This window comes from Qipengyuania gaetbuli (genome assembly GCF_020524765.1).
GTDB lineage: Bacteria > Pseudomonadota > Alphaproteobacteria > Sphingomonadales > Sphingomonadaceae > Qipengyuania > Qipengyuania gaetbuli_A.
Genome location: NZ_JAIVLR010000001.1, coordinates 1,502,298 through 1,516,797, shown reverse-complemented (window position 1 = coordinate 1,516,797; position 14,500 = coordinate 1,502,298). Strand labels below are relative to the sequence as shown.

Here is a 14,500-nt window from a genome sequence, read left to right as displayed (position 1 = left end):
CGGACCATGGACAACGAACTGCGGAGATCCGTTTCTGAAATTTCAGAAATTCCAGATTTGGCGAAAGAGTCGGCTGCCGTACACTTTGGCGCCGCTCTCCTGTGGGGCGCGTTGACCGGAGCAGTGACGGTGGTCGTTCCTCTGGCGATCTCGACCCCGCAGAATGCTGCTGTGACACTGTTTGCTGGCCTTTTTTTCATGACAATTGGCACCAGCCTTTTCACCCTGATCGGGATGCTGGCCATTGGCCTCCCCGTCACGGCCCTTCTGAAGTTCGCCCACGCTGAACATCGCTATCTCTACGCCGGGATAGGCTTCTTCGCCGGGTCCAGCTTTCAGGCGGTAGTTCTGGGCGTGTCGTGGCGGTACGAGCCTGAGGCCGTGATCTTCCTCCTCGCAGGCGGGCTCGCAGGCTTCGCGGCCGCGCTGCGTTGGGGCCGCTGGCGCGAGGCGGTCGCACGCTATCGCCAGCGGCTGGCCGAGCAGGAGGCGCAGCCGAACAAGCGCTCCAATCCCATCCACGATCTCATCCACTGAAAGGAGACAGGCCCGCCACGCACGCGACCTTTGCAAGACACACCCAAAACCGAGGAGGAACCCTCATGTATCTCGTACCTGCCTACATCATCTATCTTGTCGTCAGCATCGCCCTCACGGTCTGGGTGGCCCGCACGCTGTCGAAGAACGGCATTATCTTTCTGGTCGAATGCTTCGGGCATGACGATCAGCTGGCGCGAAGCACCAATCACCTGCTTGTGGTCGGGTTCTATCTCGTCAATCTGGGGTGGATCCTGCTCACGCTGCGGTTCGGCAGCGCGCCCGGCGACATTGCCGACATGATCCAGTTCCTCTCGGGCAAGATCGGGCTGGTCGTGGTCGCGCTCGGGTTCATGCACTTCTTCAACATGAACGCGATTGCGAAATTCGGTCGCAAGGTCGGGCAGTGGCTGCGCGAGGATAGCTTCGGCAATCCCGTCGAAGCACCGCGCGAGAGCGTTGTGCTGCGTTAGAAGTGATCGAAGAATGCAACTGGGCGGCTCTTCGCGTGCCGCCCTTTTGCTGTCAGGCGAGCGCCGCTCTCAGCTCGTCGACCAGGTCGGTGCGTTCCCACGGGAAAGCATCGCCGTCCGCCTGCCGCCCGAAGTGGCCATAGGCTGCGGTCTGGCGGTAGATCGGCTTGTTGAGCCCGAGGTGCGTGCGGATACCGCGCGGTGTCAGGCCGCCCAGCTTCTCGATGTTTGAAATCGCGGTTTCGAGCTTCTCGTCGGTTACGCCTGCAGCACTGGTGCCATGCGTGTCGACATAGAGCGACAGCGGCTTCGACACGCCGATCGCATAGGACAGCTGGATCGTGCAACGCGTCGCCAGTCCTGCCGCCACGATGTTCTTGGCGAGGTAGCGGGTGACGTAGGCAGCTGAACGGTCGACCTTGGTCGGGTCCTTGCCGCTGAAAGCGCCGCCGCCGTGCGGTGCCGCGCCGCCATAGGTATCGACGATGATCTTGCGGCCCGTGAGACCGGCATCGCCGTCGGGCCCGCCGATCTCGAACGCACCGGTGGGATTGATGTGCCATTCCGTCGCATCGGTCAGCCAGCCGGCGGGCAGGACGTCGGACACGACCTGCTTCACATAGGCCTTGAGCTCGGCTTCCTTTTCGCCCTCGTGGTAGCCCTTGCCGTGCTGGGTCGAGACGACCACCGCGGTGCATTCCACCGGCTTGCCGTTTTCATAGCGCAGCGTGACCTGGCTCTTCGCATCGGGTTCGAGGAAGGGTGCGGCACCGCTCTTGCGGTCGGCAGCCAGCCGTTCGAGAATCTTGTGGCTGTAGTCGAGCGTAGCAGGCATGTAATCGGGCGTTTCATCGCAGGCGAAGCCAAACATGATGCCCTGGTCGCCCGCGCCCTCGTCCTTGTTGCCGCTAGCATCGACGCCCTGCGCGATGTGATCCGACTGGCCATGCAGATGGTTCTCGAACTCGAGCGTCTGCCAGTGGAAACCTTCCTGCTCGTAGCCGATTTCGCGCACGGTGCGGCGAACCGCCTGTTCGATTTCGTCCTTTGCGCCCGGAGCCCAGCCGCCATTGTCGGCCCAATCAGGATTGTGCTTGTCGTACATCGGCGCGCAGCGGATCTCGCCGGACAGGATGACGCGCTGCGTCGTCGTCATGGTTTCGCAGGCGACGCGCGATTCCGGATCTTTTGCCAGCATCAGGTCGACGATGGCATCGCTGATCTGGTCGGAAACCTTGTCCGGATGGCCTTCGGAAACGCTTTCCGACGTGAACAGGTAATTGGCGCGCATTGAGACCCCGGAATCTGGATATAAAGAAATCTTTATGTGTCTTGCGACAGGTAACGACCCTTGGCGCGCATGGCAACAAGCGATCCGCCCAGAAGTACGATCGCCCAGACGAGGGTGAGCCAGTGCCCGAGCTGCGAAAACGGGGTCGGCGCGGCGGCGGGCGGCACGTAGCCGTCGATGCGATCGGCCTCTCCGCGGCCGATGTAATCGCGCACCACGCCGCGCGCATCGATCACCGCGCTGATGCCGGTGGTCGTCGAGCGGAGCACCGGAAGGCCTTCCTCGATCGCGCGCATACGCGCCTGCGCAAGATGCTGCGGCGGGCCCCAGTTGCCGAACCAGCCGTCGTTGGACGGGTTGAAGATATAATCGGGCCGCTCGCCCCGCTCCGCCACTTCGCCGCTGAAGACGATTTCGTAGCAGATCTGCATGCCTGCCTTGCCGTATTGGCGCAGGTCGATGGTTCGCGGCCCGGGTCCGGGAATGAAGTCGATCGTCCCGGCCACCAGGCGCGAAAGGCCGAGCGGCTCGAGAATTTCGCGCATCGGCAGATATTCGCCATAGGGCACCAGATGCGCTTTGGCGTAACGCGGCCCCAGCGTGCCGTCCGCCTCGATCGGCGTGATGGTGTTGTAGGCACCGGTTGCCCGGCGGTATCCATCAACCTCGCCAATCTCGAGATCGGTGGCGCCGGTCAGCAATAGCGAGCCCTCGCCGATCGCCTGCCCAATGCGGAACCGCGCGAAGGCCGGGTCCCCGGCGGCAGTCATGCGGTCATAATAGCGCTGCGGATAGCCTTCTCGCAGGTAGTCGGGCACACCGCTTTCGGGCCATAGCACGAGCCGCCTCTCGACATCGCGCTGCGGCAGGCTGAGGCTGGCTATGGTGCGGAACTGGGCCTCGAACTTGGACGGATCGTCGATATCCTCCTGCTTCAGATCCGGCTGGACAAGCGTGAGTGGCAGCGTGCCTTCACGCTCTTCGCCGGCAGGCAGGAACATGGCGAAGGTAAGGATGGCCAGTGTACCGCCAAGCACGGCCCACCGCCGGCCCGCGACCATCCATGTAAGCAATCCGCTCAGCGCCACGGCAATGCCCGAAAGGGCGTAGGTCCCCGTGAATGGCAGTGCGATCGCCGCGCCGGGCGTGCTCCACCCGCCAAGCAGGGCGAGCGAAAAGGGCCCCCAGGCATAGCCGGTGAACATCCAGCTCTTGAACCATTCGCCCGCAATCCAGAACGCGCCGAAAGCGAGCGCAAAGGCCACCGTTCCGCCGCGCCGCGCGAGCAACCATGCCCCGAGCGAGGCCAGCCCCGGCCAGACAGCGAGATAGAGACAGAGCAGCGGCACCGCGAGCCAGCCCAGCCAGGCCGGCATTTCAGCCTGGAAGGTGAAGGCAGTCGCGATCCAGTTGTTGGTCAGCGTGAAATGCGCAAGGCCGAACAACCAGCCCGCGAGGAACGCACCGCGCGCCGTGTCCCGCTCGATCAGCAGCTTCACGAAGAACGCCATGCCGGCCAGCGCCAGCGGCCAGAGATGCAGCGGCGGATAGCCGAGCGCGGCGACCAGCCCGAGCACAAAGGCGCTGCGGAGCGGGTAGCGGGTGAGCAATCCGGTAAGACGATCCATTGCCGCGCCTGTTACGAACAAGCGCGGCGATGGCAAGCGAAAGCGTCAGCCGGTCGCGGAGCGATCAGCCGACGGCGCTTTCGGCGTCTTCGTTCTTGCGGCGACGGCGGCGCGGAGCCGGGCTCTCGTCGCTGTCGTCGTCGTTGGAGCCGAAAGCCGGCGGCAGGACCGCCACGTCGATTTCGCCTTCGACACCCGGTTCACCCTCGACGGCGCGCGGCGCCTTCTTGGGGCCGCGGCGCTTCTTGGGCTTTTCATCGGCTTCGACGTCATTGTCCCGGTCATCGCGGCCGTCGTCATTGCCGTCGCGCTGCTTGCGTCCGCGGCCGCCCTGCTGGTCGTCGTCGCGGCGCGAACGCTGGCGGCGGTTGCCGCGGTGGTCGTCACCCTCGTCTTCGCCATCATCCTCGTCGTCGGAGGAGCGGTCGTCACGCTTGCCCTTGGACTCTTCCTGGCGTGCCTTGTTGTCGGCGATCACGCGGAAGTAGTGGTCGGCGAACTGCAGGTAGTATTCGGCCTGCACGCGGTCGCCATTGTGCTGGGCGTCCTGGGCAAGCTTCTTGTACTTGTCGAGCAGCTGGGGCGCATTGCCCCTGGCGCGGCTGTCGATCCGGTTGGCGGAATTTGCCCCGCCCTGGTTCCGGTTGTTGCCGCGACCGCGACGACGGTTATTGCGATTGTTGTTCAAGGATATTCGTCCTCATCACTGGCGCGGCGCGAATCCTGTGATCCACCTACAGCCGCGTATCCCCTTGCGCAGGACGCGACCTATGGCGACCTGCGTGCCCCCGTTCGTGCATGGTATGCGGGGCCGGAGCCTCGCACCAAAACTGCAATGTCGGAGCTGGAACCGGTGGGACGAAGTCCTTCGCACACCACTGGCCTGTGGCCAGAGGTAAAGCGTCGAATCGCCTTTGCCAAGCCTTATCTGAGAATCAGTGCCCGGGGCCGTCCGGCAAGGTCGTGGCGCAAGGTCACATCGAAGCCCGAGTCGCGGGCGATGGCAGACACGCTATCCGCTTGAGTCGCGCCGATTTCGAGCACTGCCACCCCGCCCGGAATTAATAGCTTGCCAAGCTGAGGGACAATCACGCGATAGTCGTCAAGTCCTTCCGGCCCGGAAAACAGGGCGGAGGCCGGCTCGTAATCCCGCACATCGGGTTCGAGCGCGGCATCGCTCTCCACATAGGGCGGGTTCGACACGACGAGGTCGAACTGGCCGAGCCCGTCGCTCCAGCCCTCTTGCGTCCAGTCGCGCTCCACGAAGCGGGTGCGCGCGGAAAGCCCTAGCCGCTCCGCATTGTCGCGCGCCACGGCAAGGGCGCCCGAAGAACGGTCGGTCGCGACCCCTTCCGCCGTGCAGTGGGACAGGATGGCGAGCAGCAGCGCGCCCGTCCCCGTGCCAAGGTCGAGCACGCGCGCGGCATCTGGTTTCAACTCCAGCGCCGCCTCGACCAGCACCTCGCTATCCCCGCGCGGCACCAGCGTGTCCGGAGTGACACGCAATGGCAGGCCGAAGAATTCCTGCTCGCCCGTGATATGTGCGATTGGTTTGCGCGCGGCACGGCGTTCGACGAGTTCGGCAAAAGCGGGTGGAGGTGCCTCGCGCATCATGGTGATCAGCATCCGCGAGCGCGATATGCCCAGCGCGTGCGCCATCAGCAATTCCGCATCGAGACGCGCGGTATCGCTGGTCGCGGATAGCCTTTCCGCAGCAGTGCGGATTGCTTCCGCGATCGTGTCAGTCATTCATCGCGGCGAGCCGCTTGGCTTCGTCCTCGGCGATCAGCGCGTCGACCAATTCGCCAAGACCCGGTCCGGCGATGATCTGGGGCAGCTTCTGCAGGGTCAAGCCGATGCGGTGATCGGTCACGCGGCCTTGCGGGTAGTTATAGGTCCGGATGCGTTCCGACCGGTCCCCGCTGCCGACCATGGCCTTGCGGGCCTCTGCCTCGGCGCCCTGCGTCGCCTCGCGCTGGGCATCGTAGAGGCGGGTGCGCAGCACCTGCATCGCCTGTTCGCGGTTCTTGTGCTGGCTGCGCCCGTCCTGGCAGGTGACGACCGTGCCGGTGGGCAAGTGCGTGATGCGGATCGCACTGTCGGTCGTATTGACGTGCTGGCCGCCCGCCCCGCTGGCGCGGTACGTGTCGATCTTGAGGTCGCCCGGATCGATCTGGACATCGACCTCGTCCGGCTCGGGCAGAACGGCGACCGTTGCCGCGGAGGTATGGATGCGTCCCCCGCTCTCCGTCTCGGGCACGCGCTGGACGCGGTGCACGCCGCTTTCGAACTTCAATTTGGCGAACACGCCCGTGCCGGTCACGTTGGCGACGATTTCCTTGAAACCGCCGACTTCGGACGCGCTGATGCTGACCGGCTCGACCTTCCAGCCCTGCTCGGCGGCATAGCGCTCGTACATGCGGTAGAGGTCACCGGCGAATAGTGCTGCCTCGTCGCCGCCGGTCCCCGCGCGGATTTCCAGCATGGCGGGCTTGTTGTCGGCACTGTCGCGCGGCAGCATGGCGATCGCCAGCTGGCGCTCTGCCTCGGGCAGCCGCTTCCTAAGCGTGGCCAGTTCTTCTTCCGCCATCGCCTTCATCTCGGGATCGGTCAGCATCTCCTCGAGGCTCTCGATCTCCTCGCGCGCGGCTTTCACCTCGGCAGCGATCTTCGCCACCGGTTCGAGCTCGGCATAGTCGCGGCTCGCCTGGACGAAGGCATCGCCTTCCAGCTGGCCCGAAGCCATGCGCGCTTCGAGTTCGGCGAAGCGGTTGGCAATCTGGTCAAGGCGTTCGGCTGGGATCGTCATTGTTTGGAAAAGAGAGACAATTCCGATCCCTTACGGATCGCATTCCCCCAGATACTACGGTCAACCAAAAATAGATTCTGAGATAGCGTCGCGGGCCTTGCTTCCAACCCTTTGTTCAATTCGCCGGTCTTGTGGGCAGCCACGCGAACGTCAATCCGCGCCGCCTCACCTTCAGTTCGCGGATTCTTGAATACGAACATTATCGCCGGATCGTCTTTGAGAGCCTTATCGAAGCGCTTTTTAACGCTTCCGGTTCGATAGACTAAGACGGGTACGCCGTTATGTCGCATTGCGCGCACATACATCATGGCAATGTTGGTAATCTGATCCTCGGCAGACTCTATCACGACCGCCGCAGTTTGTTGGCGAGGGGTTTTGTCACCTACAATCATCGCGAGGCGCTCGATCCCGGCAGCCCAGCCGACCGCAGGCGTGGGCGCTCCGCCGAGGCTTTCCATCAGGCCGTCATAGCGTCCGCCGCCAAGGATGGTGCTTTGGCTGCCGAGCTTCCCGGCAGCCTCGCTACCCTCGTCGGGAATGAACTCGAAGGCGGTGTGGCGATAGTAGTCGAGGCCGCGCACGAGGCTTTCCGCGCGCGTCCACTTCACGCCCGCCGCATCGAGGCCCGCGGTCACCGCGTCGAAGAAAGCGCGCGCGTCGTCCGACAGGTAAGCATCGATCTTCGGCGCATCGGCCACGAACCGCCTGTCGCGCGGGTCCTTGCTGTCGAGAATGCGCAGTGGGTTCTTTTCGAGCCGTTCCTGCGAATCTTCGCTCAGTTCGTCCTTCACGGCGCGGAAATGTTCGACCAGCGCGCCGCGCCAGGCTTCGCGGCTGTCGCCGTCGCCTAGCGTGTTGAGGTGGAGCGTCACGCCCTCGATCCCCAGTTCGCGAATGATCTGGTCGGCCATGGCGAGCAGTTCGACATCCGCCTGCGGTTCGGCCGCACCGAGAATTTCGGCGTCGATCTGGTGGAACTGGCGGTAGCGGCCCTTCTGCGGGCGCTCGTAGCGGAACAGCGGGCCGTGGGTGGCGACTTTGAGCGGCGCGTGCTGCTGCCAGCCGTTCGACAGATAGGCGCGCGCGATGCCGGCGGTGAATTCGGGGCGCAGGGTGAGCGATTCCCCGCCGCGGTCATCGAAGGAATACATTTCCTTCGAGACGACGTCGGTCGTCTCGCCGATCGCGCGGCTGAACACCTCGGTCTTCTCGAACACGGGCATTTCGACCCGGCGGAAGCGGTAGAGCTTGCGCACGCGCTCGAAGGTTTCGACGACGAAAGCGAATGCTTCCGCATCGGGACCGAAGATATCCTGCGTGCCGCGAATGGCCTGTGGTGTTTTCGACATGGGCGCCGCGATTAGGACTATCGTCCCCCTTCCGCAATCCTTCGCAAGGCGCTAGGGCGCGCCGCGAAGTCTTTCTGGGGAGAGGGGCGAACCTAAACTTAGTTAGAAGAGTAGCGCATGCGCATCGACAAGATCCCCGTTGGCGACAATCCGCCCGAGAGCCTCAACGTCATCATCGAAGTGCCCACCGGCGGCGAACCGGTGAAGTACGAATTCGACAAGGAAAGCGGCGCGCTGTTCGTCGACCGCATCCTGCACACGCCGATGCGCTATCCGGCGAATTACGGCTTCGTGCCCCACACGCTGTCGCCCGATGGCGACCCGCTGGACGCGCTGGTCATCTCGCGCTCGCCCTTCATCGCGGGCTGCGTGGTGCGCGCCCGCCCGATCGGCGTGCTTAACCTCGAAGACGAGCACGGCGGCGATGAAAAGCTGATCTGCGTGCCGGTCGACACGACGTTCCCCTATTACTCGGACGTCGGCGAGACGAAGGACCTTCCGTCCATCATCTTCCAGCAGATCGAGCACTTCTTCACCCACTACAAGGACCTGGAAGCCGAAAAGTGGGTCCGTGTCGGCGCCTGGGGCGATGCCGCAGAAGCGCGCAAGATCGTGATCGAAGCGATCGAGCGCTACGAGGCGGGCAAGTAGGAACCCGATCCGTGCCCGGTCGGGCACGGCAAGGGCGACCGCCCGCCCGCAGGCGGCGCAGCTTGCTGAGCGTCTAGCGAGGATGCACCGACGAAGGTCGGTGCGAGACAGCAAGGCTCATTCCACCGGGCGTGAGCGGTCGAGCAGGTCCTTGTCCTGCTCGCCGCCCGCCTGGCGACGTTCCTGCTCGACCATCTCGACGATTTCATCGACCGGTCGCACGTCCTCTTCAGGCGGCGCGGCGCTGACCTGCCGCACTTTCTTCGCCGCCTGCTGTTCCTTCTCGCTGGTGCCCTCCGCACGGTTTTCGAACGGCAGGGTGGCCGAACGCGGGTCGAAGCGCAGGCGGTAAATCGGCTCCGGCAGGCCGAAACCGGCCTCTTCCAGCGCTTCCTTGACCGCCGGGATCGCCTGGCTTTGCGCCTTCCACCAATCGGTCTTCGTCTGGTCGATCCAGCCGAGGACACGGATCACCACGTTCGAATCGCCCACTTCGACAATCCGCGCCTCGGCAGGCGGGTCGTCGAGCACGAAGTCGAGCGCCGCCAGCGTATCGCGGCCCAGCTGCCGCGCCGCGCGGGCATCGTCATCCGCATCCACGCCGAGATCGAATTCGAAGCGCCGGTTCGGATTGCGGGTGAAATTGGTGATGACTGCCTTGAACACCTGGCTGTTGGGGATGCGCAAGTGATTGCCGTCGAGCGTCATGAGGATCGTCGCGCGGCTGGTGAGGCGAATGACGCGGCCTTCCAGCTGGTCGATCTGCACCCAGTCGTTGGCGCGGAAGGGCTGGCGCAGGGACAGCATCAGCGAGGCGACGTAGTTCTCGATCGTATCGCGCAGCGCAAAGCCGAGCGCGAGGCCAATGACCCCCGCCCCGCCCAGCACCGCGCCGAGCAGTGCGCCCGCCCCGACCATGTCGAGCGCCACCACGAGGCCGCCCACTATGAAGACGAAGCGGATGGCGCTGGCGATGAGTTCGGCAAGAAAGCTGTTGGGCGCGAGCTTGTGCCACAGCACGCCCAGCCCGGCGATGATGTAGCCGACCAGCGCGATCACGCCCCACACGGCAAGCGCCAGCGCAATCAGCGGCAGCATCGCGACGAAGCCGGACCAGCGGTCGGCAAGGCTCGACAGCCCTTCGCCCTGCGAGGAGATGGACAGGTCGCGCTGCAAATCGTTCTCGACCGTCACCACGCCCGAGACGCGCCCGGCGATCGCTTCGGCGCGGGCGATGTCTTCCTGTCGCGGCACCGTGCCGCCCAGCGAGACGACGCCCTGGCTGACCGACACCTCGACCTCCGCAAAGGCCGGCAGTTCTGCGAAAATGCCTCGGATTCGCTCTGCAATTCTGTCGTCCGCACCCTCGTCGATGGTGTCGTCGATCTGCTGGACGGGCACCTCGACAGGGGCGGAGGCCTCGCTGCCTTCCTGTGAAAGCTCAGGCAGGATCGCACTCGCTGGCGTCGCCGCAAGCAACACGAGCGAGGCGAGGAGCGCCCTCATTCGCCGGCCACCGTCATGCCGTCGATGCGGATTGTCGGCACGTTGATCGCGCGGTCCATTTCGAGATCGTTTGCCGGGATCATTGCACGGAACATGTCGAGCAGATTGCCGGCGATGGTGATTTCGGCAACCGGCCCGGCAATCTCGCCATTGCGAATGCGGAAGCCCGTCGCGCCGCGACTGTAATCGCCCGTTACCATGTTCACACCCTGCCCGAACAGTCCGGTGACATAAAGCCCGTCCGCAATATCGGTCATGAGTTCGGCTGGCGTGACGCTGCCCGCCTCGAGGTGACCGTTGGCAAGGCTGACACCGGGCGCCCCGCCGCTCGACCGGGCAGCATGACCCGTCAGCCCGAGCCCCAGTTGCCGGGCAGAGGCGACGTTCGTCAGCCAGCCGGTGATGCGTCCGCCTTCGACGAGGTTGCGCGGCGTGCAGGCGACACCCTCGCCGTCGAAAGGACGAGAGCGCAGCCCCCGCGCGCGAAGCGGGTCTTCGACGATGCGGATCGCGCTATCGAACAGGGCCACGTCCTCGCGCCCGAAAAGGAAGCTGGATTTGCGCGCAATGGCCGGTCCGCTCATCGCACCGGCGAGGTGGCCGAGCAGGCCTGCACCGATACGCGGATCGAAGACCACCGGCATCGGCCCGCTGGGCAGCGATCCGGGACCGACCTTCGCCACCGCCCGCTCGCCCGCCTCGCGCCCGATTTCGGCGGCGGATGGCAGGTCGGCGAGATGCCGCGCGCTGCGGGTGGCGTAATCGGTCTGCATCGTGCTGCCTTCGCCCGCGATGACATTGGCAGAGAGCGAGAAGCCGCTGCCCGAATAGCCGCGTGCGAAACCTTCCGAGGTGACCAGTGCCACCAGCGAACGGCCGCTGCTGGCGCCCCCGCCATTGCTGTTCGTCACGCCTTCGACAGCGCGCGCGGCATCTTCCACCGCCAGCGCCATCTCACGCAGCTTTTCCGGGCCGGGTTCGCTATCGTCGGAAAGGTCGAGGTCGGGCAGATCGCCGGTCATCAGCGCGTCGGCCCCGGCAAGCCCGGCATAGGCGTCTTCCGGCGCGTGGCGCGCCATTTCGACCGCACGTTCGGCCAGTGCGCGCAGGCCCTCGGGCGCGAAATCGCTGGTGTGGATCGAGGCCGAGCGCTTGCCGACGAATACGCGCAGGCCGATCTCCTCGCCTTCGGACCGCTCCACCTCTTCCAGCACGCCCAGTCTGACGCTGACGCTTTCGGAGGAATCGGCACGCGCCACGGCATCGGCAGCATCGGCGCCCATCCTTCGGGCCAGCGCGACGAGGTCCTGGCAGCGCGCGAGCGCGGTGTCGGTATCGATCATGTAAATGTAACTCCGCTGGACCTGTTCGGGGTCCGGCTAGAGCGCGGGAGGCGTCCCCGCAAGGTCAGCCGAAAGCGGCGTAGGCGAGCTTGAACAGGCCGGTCAGGACCATCGGCAGCCCGATGGCGAGGCCCCACAGCAGCACGAGGTCGCGGCGGAACGCGCCGAGCAGTTCCGAACCATGCGCTTCTTCGTCGGTGAGACTGGCCCAGCGCTTCTCGAACCAGCGGCAGGCCGGGATGATAAGCGCGACGAGGATCGCCAGTGCGAAATAGGGGGCGGTTGAAGACACGCCTTCCTTCATCGCGTGGACCGTGAAAAAGATGTGCAGACCGGTGTAGACGATCAGCGCGATCGCGACATTGTCGCTCATCGATTTTCGCAGGTCCCTGCGGTGAACGCGAGGTTCGGCCCCCGACACCGCACTGTCCTCGATCGCCTTGCCCATCGGCATTCTCCCCGTTCTCTCTCCGACTCGCATTGTTTCAAAATTGCGGCAGGCTGGCAAGCATGGCGCGCGACATTGCGCGGGACTGTTCCAATGTAGTCCATGCAGGAATCCTGCCAGTTCGTCGAAAGAGGCGTCCTCGGGGGTTTCCAGCAAGGCCTGCCATGCTATGGCGCGGCCCATGGCAGATGTCAGCATGAGCCCTGAAAACGAAGCGGTGCACGATGCCGCCCCGCCCATCCCGCAGGGCGGGCTGGAAGTCATTTCCATCGCCAAGAGCTACGACAAGCGGGCGGTCCTTACCGATATCTCGCTGACCGTGGGCAAGGGCGAAGTGCTCGGCCTGCTGGGCCCCAACGGTGCCGGCAAGACGACCTGCTTCTATTCGATCATGGGGCTCGTGCGCCCCGATGCAGGCCGCATCCTGATGGACGGCGAGGACGTGACCAAGCTGCCGATGTACCGGCGCGCGATCCTCGGTCTCGGCTACCTGCCGCAGGAAACCAGCATCTTTCGCGGCATGACGGTGGAGCAGAACATCAACTGCGTGCTCGAAATGGTCGAGCCCGATGCCGACACGCGCGAGAAGGAACTCGACCGCCTGCTCGACGAATTCGGCCTGCAGCGGCTGCGGACCAGCCCGGCCATGGCGCTGTCGGGCGGCGAACGCCGCCGCGCGGAAATCGCCCGCGCACTGGCGGCCAAGCCTTCGATCATGCTGCTCGACGAACCCTTCGCCGGGATCGACCCGCTCTCGATCAGCGACATCCGCGACCTGGTGAAGGATTTGAAGACCCGCGGCATCGGCGTGCTCATCACCGACCATAACGTGCGCGAGACGCTGGAAATCGTCGACCGCGCCTGCATCATATACGGCGGGCAGGTGCTTTTCGCCGGCACACCAGAGGCGCTGGTGGCGGACGAGAACGTCAAGCGCCTCTACCTCGGCGAGAACTTCACGCTGTGACGACGGCGCGCGCCCGGAGCTGACCCATGGCGCTTGGTCCGAGGCTAGACCTCCGGCAAACCCAATCGCTGGTGATGACGCCGCAGTTGCAGCAGGCGATCAAGCTGCTGGCGCTGTCCAATCTGGAAATCGAAAGCTTCGTGGCCGAAGCTCTGGAGAGCAATCCGCTGCTAGAAATCGGCGAGACGCGCCGCGAAGCGGGCGAGCCGGATGCGCCCGAGCCGGCCGGCGAACACGACAGCGCTCCCGGCCCTGATGGCGAAGGGGCGCTCGATATCGCGCAGCACGCACTCGATCCCGATGCAGCGCCCGGCGACATGGGCGACTGGGGCCGCGCAGGCGCGAGCGGCGCCGGCGAAGGCGACCTGCCCGATTTCGAGAACCGCAGCTCGGACGGCCCGACGCTGGCCGAACATTTGCTCGACCAGGTCGGCGCGCAGGCGCATGACGGGCGCGAAGCGCTGATCGCGACGCGGATCGTCCACGAGCTGGACGAGGCGGGCTACCTCCATACCGAATTGCGCCACCTCGCCGAGGAACTCGGCACTTCGCTGGCCGAGGTCGAGCGCGGCCTCATGCTGGTCCAGTCGCTCGATCCCACCGGCATCGGTGCGCGCAGCGTGGCCGAATGCCTCGCACTGCAGGCGAAGGAAGCCGACCGCTACGATCCATGCATGGCGCGGCTGATCGACAATCTGGAGCTGCTCGCGCGCGGCGAGATCGCGCGCCTCAAGCGGCTGTGCGATGTCGACGATGAAGACTTCGCCGACATGCTCTCCGAATTGCGCAGCTACGATCCAAAGCCCGGTTGCCGCTATGGTGGCACTGCGGAGGCGGCGGTCGTACCCGATGTTCTCGTCAGCCCGAGCGGGAAGGACAGCTGGACGATCCGCATCAATGAGGCGAGCCTGCCGCGTCTGGTCGTCAATCGGGAATACTACGTGGAACTGGAAGCCGGGGCGCGGGACAAGGCTTCGCGCAAATGGCTTAACGAACAGCTTGGCGAAGCCGACTGGCTGATCCGCGCACTGGACCAGCGCCAGAAGACCATCCTCAAGACCGCGAGCGAGATCGTGAAGCGGCAGGAAGGCTTCTTCCGCGAAGGCGTTTCGGCCATGCGACCGCTGACTTTGCGCGAAGTGGCCGAAGCCATCGAGATGCACGAAAGCACGGTCAGCCGCGTTACCAGCAACAAGTACCTGCACTGCCCGCGCGGCACCTTCGAGATGAAGTACTTCTTCTCCAGCGGGGTGGCCGCCGCCGACGGCGAAGGCGCTTCGTCCGAAGCGATCAAGGCCCGCATCCGCGCCCTGTGCGATGGCGAAGATCCCAAGAAGGTCCTGTCCGACCAGGCGCTTGCCGACCTCCTCAACAAGGAGGGGTTCGACCTCGCCCGGCGGACCGTCGCCAAGTACCGCGAAGCCATCGGTATCGGGTCGAGCGCGGAACGGCGCCGACAGAAGAAGCTGAAATCATTGTGAGTCTCTTCTGCAACACC

General features: G+C 64.9%; 14 protein-coding genes. 5 read left to right on the top strand and 9 right to left on the bottom strand.

Features of this window, described 5'->3' with window-relative positions:
- Positions 1-6 precede the first annotated feature (6 nt).
- Both LC083_RS07755 and LC083_RS07750 read left to right on the top strand, forming a co-directional pair.
- Positions 7-537, top strand: coding sequence for a hypothetical protein (locus LC083_RS07755; RefSeq protein ID WP_226699868.1), 531 nt, complete (start codon positions 7-9; stop codon positions 535-537).
- Between the two features lie 65 nt (positions 538-602).
- A complete protein-coding gene (locus tag LC083_RS07750) occupies positions 603-1,010 on the top strand; it encodes a hypothetical protein (RefSeq protein WP_226699867.1) in 408 nt (135 codons plus the stop codon).
- A 52-nt stretch (positions 1,011-1,062) separates the two neighbouring features.
- Here the strand turns inward: LC083_RS07750 and metK are convergent, their stop codons facing one another.
- The 6 genes from metK to hisS form a co-directional block, all read right to left on the bottom strand.
- Positions 1,063-2,301 carry a methionine adenosyltransferase gene (gene metK, locus LC083_RS07745; protein WP_226699866.1) on the bottom strand — a complete coding sequence of 413 codons (1,239 nt, stop codon included), beginning with the start codon at positions 2,299-2,301 and terminating at the stop codon, positions 1,063-1,065.
- A 32-nt stretch (positions 2,302-2,333) separates the two neighbouring features.
- Complete coding sequence (lnt, locus tag LC083_RS07740; protein WP_226699865.1) at positions 2,334-3,929, bottom strand: apolipoprotein N-acyltransferase; 1,596 nt, start codon at positions 3,927-3,929, stop codon at positions 2,334-2,336.
- 64 nt (positions 3,930-3,993) lie between these two features.
- Positions 3,994-4,617, bottom strand: coding sequence for a DUF4167 domain-containing protein (locus LC083_RS07735; RefSeq protein ID WP_226699864.1), 624 nt, complete (start codon positions 4,615-4,617; stop codon positions 3,994-3,996).
- A 236-nt stretch (positions 4,618-4,853) separates the two neighbouring features.
- Positions 4,854-5,678 (bottom strand): peptide chain release factor N(5)-glutamine methyltransferase, encoded by an 825-nt coding sequence (gene prmC, locus LC083_RS07730; protein WP_226699863.1) that lies wholly within the window; start codon positions 5,676-5,678, stop codon positions 4,854-4,856.
- The gene (gene prfA, locus LC083_RS07725) at positions 5,671-6,738 is read right to left on the bottom strand and encodes a peptide chain release factor 1 (protein WP_226699862.1); all 1,068 of its coding nucleotides are present in this window, start codon (positions 6,736-6,738) and stop codon (positions 5,671-5,673) included. Before prfA ends, prmC begins: the two co-directional genes overlap by 8 nt.
- Complete coding sequence (gene hisS, locus LC083_RS07720; protein WP_226699861.1) at positions 6,735-8,087, bottom strand: histidine--tRNA ligase; 1,353 nt, start codon at positions 8,085-8,087, stop codon at positions 6,735-6,737. The genes prfA and hisS overlap by 4 nt, the downstream gene beginning before the upstream one ends.
- Before the next feature lie 117 nt (positions 8,088-8,204).
- Here hisS and ppa point away from each other — a divergent pair, with 117 nt between their 5' ends.
- Positions 8,205-8,738, top strand: coding sequence for an inorganic diphosphatase (gene ppa, locus LC083_RS07715; RefSeq protein WP_160608787.1), 534 nt, complete (start codon positions 8,205-8,207; stop codon positions 8,736-8,738).
- A 117-nt stretch (positions 8,739-8,855) separates the two neighbouring features.
- On the opposite strand, the gene LC083_RS07710 is transcribed toward ppa, so the two are convergent.
- The 3 genes from LC083_RS07710 to LC083_RS07700 form a co-directional block, all read right to left on the bottom strand.
- A complete protein-coding gene (locus LC083_RS07710; RefSeq protein WP_226699860.1) occupies positions 8,856-10,244 on the bottom strand; it encodes a mechanosensitive ion channel family protein in 1,389 nt (462 codons plus the stop codon).
- Positions 10,241-11,587 carry a TldD/PmbA family protein gene (locus LC083_RS07705; RefSeq protein WP_226699859.1) on the bottom strand — a complete coding sequence of 449 codons (1,347 nt, stop codon included), beginning with the start codon at positions 11,585-11,587 and terminating at the stop codon, positions 10,241-10,243. The genes LC083_RS07710 and LC083_RS07705 overlap by 4 nt, the downstream gene beginning before the upstream one ends.
- Before the next feature lie 64 nt (positions 11,588-11,651).
- Positions 11,652-12,041: a hypothetical protein gene (locus LC083_RS07700; RefSeq protein WP_319003422.1), complete on the bottom strand. Its 390-nt coding sequence runs from the start codon at positions 12,039-12,041 to the stop codon at positions 11,652-11,654.
- Positions 12,042-12,231: 190 nt separating this feature from the next.
- On the opposite strand from LC083_RS07700, the gene lptB reads away from it, so the two are divergent.
- Together lptB and rpoN are read left to right on the top strand one after the other, a co-directional pair.
- Entirely contained in the window at positions 12,232-13,002 is a 771-nt protein-coding gene (lptB, locus tag LC083_RS07695; RefSeq protein ID WP_224832686.1) for an LPS export ABC transporter ATP-binding protein, read from the top strand.
- Positions 13,003-13,028: 26 nt separating this feature from the next.
- Positions 13,029-14,483 carry an RNA polymerase factor sigma-54 gene (gene rpoN, locus LC083_RS07690; RefSeq protein ID WP_226699858.1) on the top strand — a complete coding sequence of 485 codons (1,455 nt, stop codon included), beginning with the start codon at positions 13,029-13,031 and terminating at the stop codon, positions 14,481-14,483.
- Positions 14,484-14,500: the final 17 nt, after the last annotated feature.

What these genes read in the sequence shown, in the direction of transcription:
- lnt (WP_226699865.1), bottom strand. Translation starts at nt 3,929, where the DNA reads ATGGATCGTCTTACCGGATTGCTCACCCGCTACCCGCTCCGCAGCGCC.
- LC083_RS07700 (WP_319003422.1), bottom strand. Translation starts at nt 12,041, where the DNA reads ATGCCGATGGGCAAGGCGATCGAGGACAGTGCGGTGTCGGGGGCCGAA.
- LC083_RS07755 (WP_226699868.1), top strand. Translation starts at nt 7, where the DNA reads ATGGACAACGAACTGCGGAGATCCGTTTCTGAAATTTCAGAAATTCCA.
- LC083_RS07705 (WP_226699859.1), bottom strand. Translation starts at nt 11,587, where the DNA reads ATGATCGATACCGACACCGCGCTCGCGCGCTGCCAGGACCTCGTCGCG.
- metK (WP_226699866.1), bottom strand. Translation starts at nt 2,301, where the DNA reads ATGCGCGCCAATTACCTGTTCACGTCGGAAAGCGTTTCCGAAGGCCAT.
- hisS (WP_226699861.1), bottom strand. Translation starts at nt 8,087, where the DNA reads ATGTCGAAAACACCACAGGCCATTCGCGGCACGCAGGATATCTTCGGT.
- LC083_RS07750 (WP_226699867.1), top strand. Translation starts at nt 603, where the DNA reads ATGTATCTCGTACCTGCCTACATCATCTATCTTGTCGTCAGCATCGCC.
- prfA (WP_226699862.1), bottom strand. Translation starts at nt 6,738, where the DNA reads ATGACGATCCCAGCCGAACGCCTTGACCAGATTGCCAACCGCTTCGCC.
- lptB (WP_224832686.1), top strand. Translation starts at nt 12,232, where the DNA reads ATGAGCCCTGAAAACGAAGCGGTGCACGATGCCGCCCCGCCCATCCCG.
- prmC (WP_226699863.1), bottom strand. Translation starts at nt 5,678, where the DNA reads ATGACTGACACGATCGCGGAAGCAATCCGCACTGCTGCGGAAAGGCTA.
- LC083_RS07710 (WP_226699860.1), bottom strand. Translation starts at nt 10,244, where the DNA reads ATGAGGGCGCTCCTCGCCTCGCTCGTGTTGCTTGCGGCGACGCCAGCG.
- ppa (WP_160608787.1), top strand. Translation starts at nt 8,205, where the DNA reads ATGCGCATCGACAAGATCCCCGTTGGCGACAATCCGCCCGAGAGCCTC.
- rpoN (WP_226699858.1), top strand. Translation starts at nt 13,029, where the DNA reads ATGGCGCTTGGTCCGAGGCTAGACCTCCGGCAAACCCAATCGCTGGTG.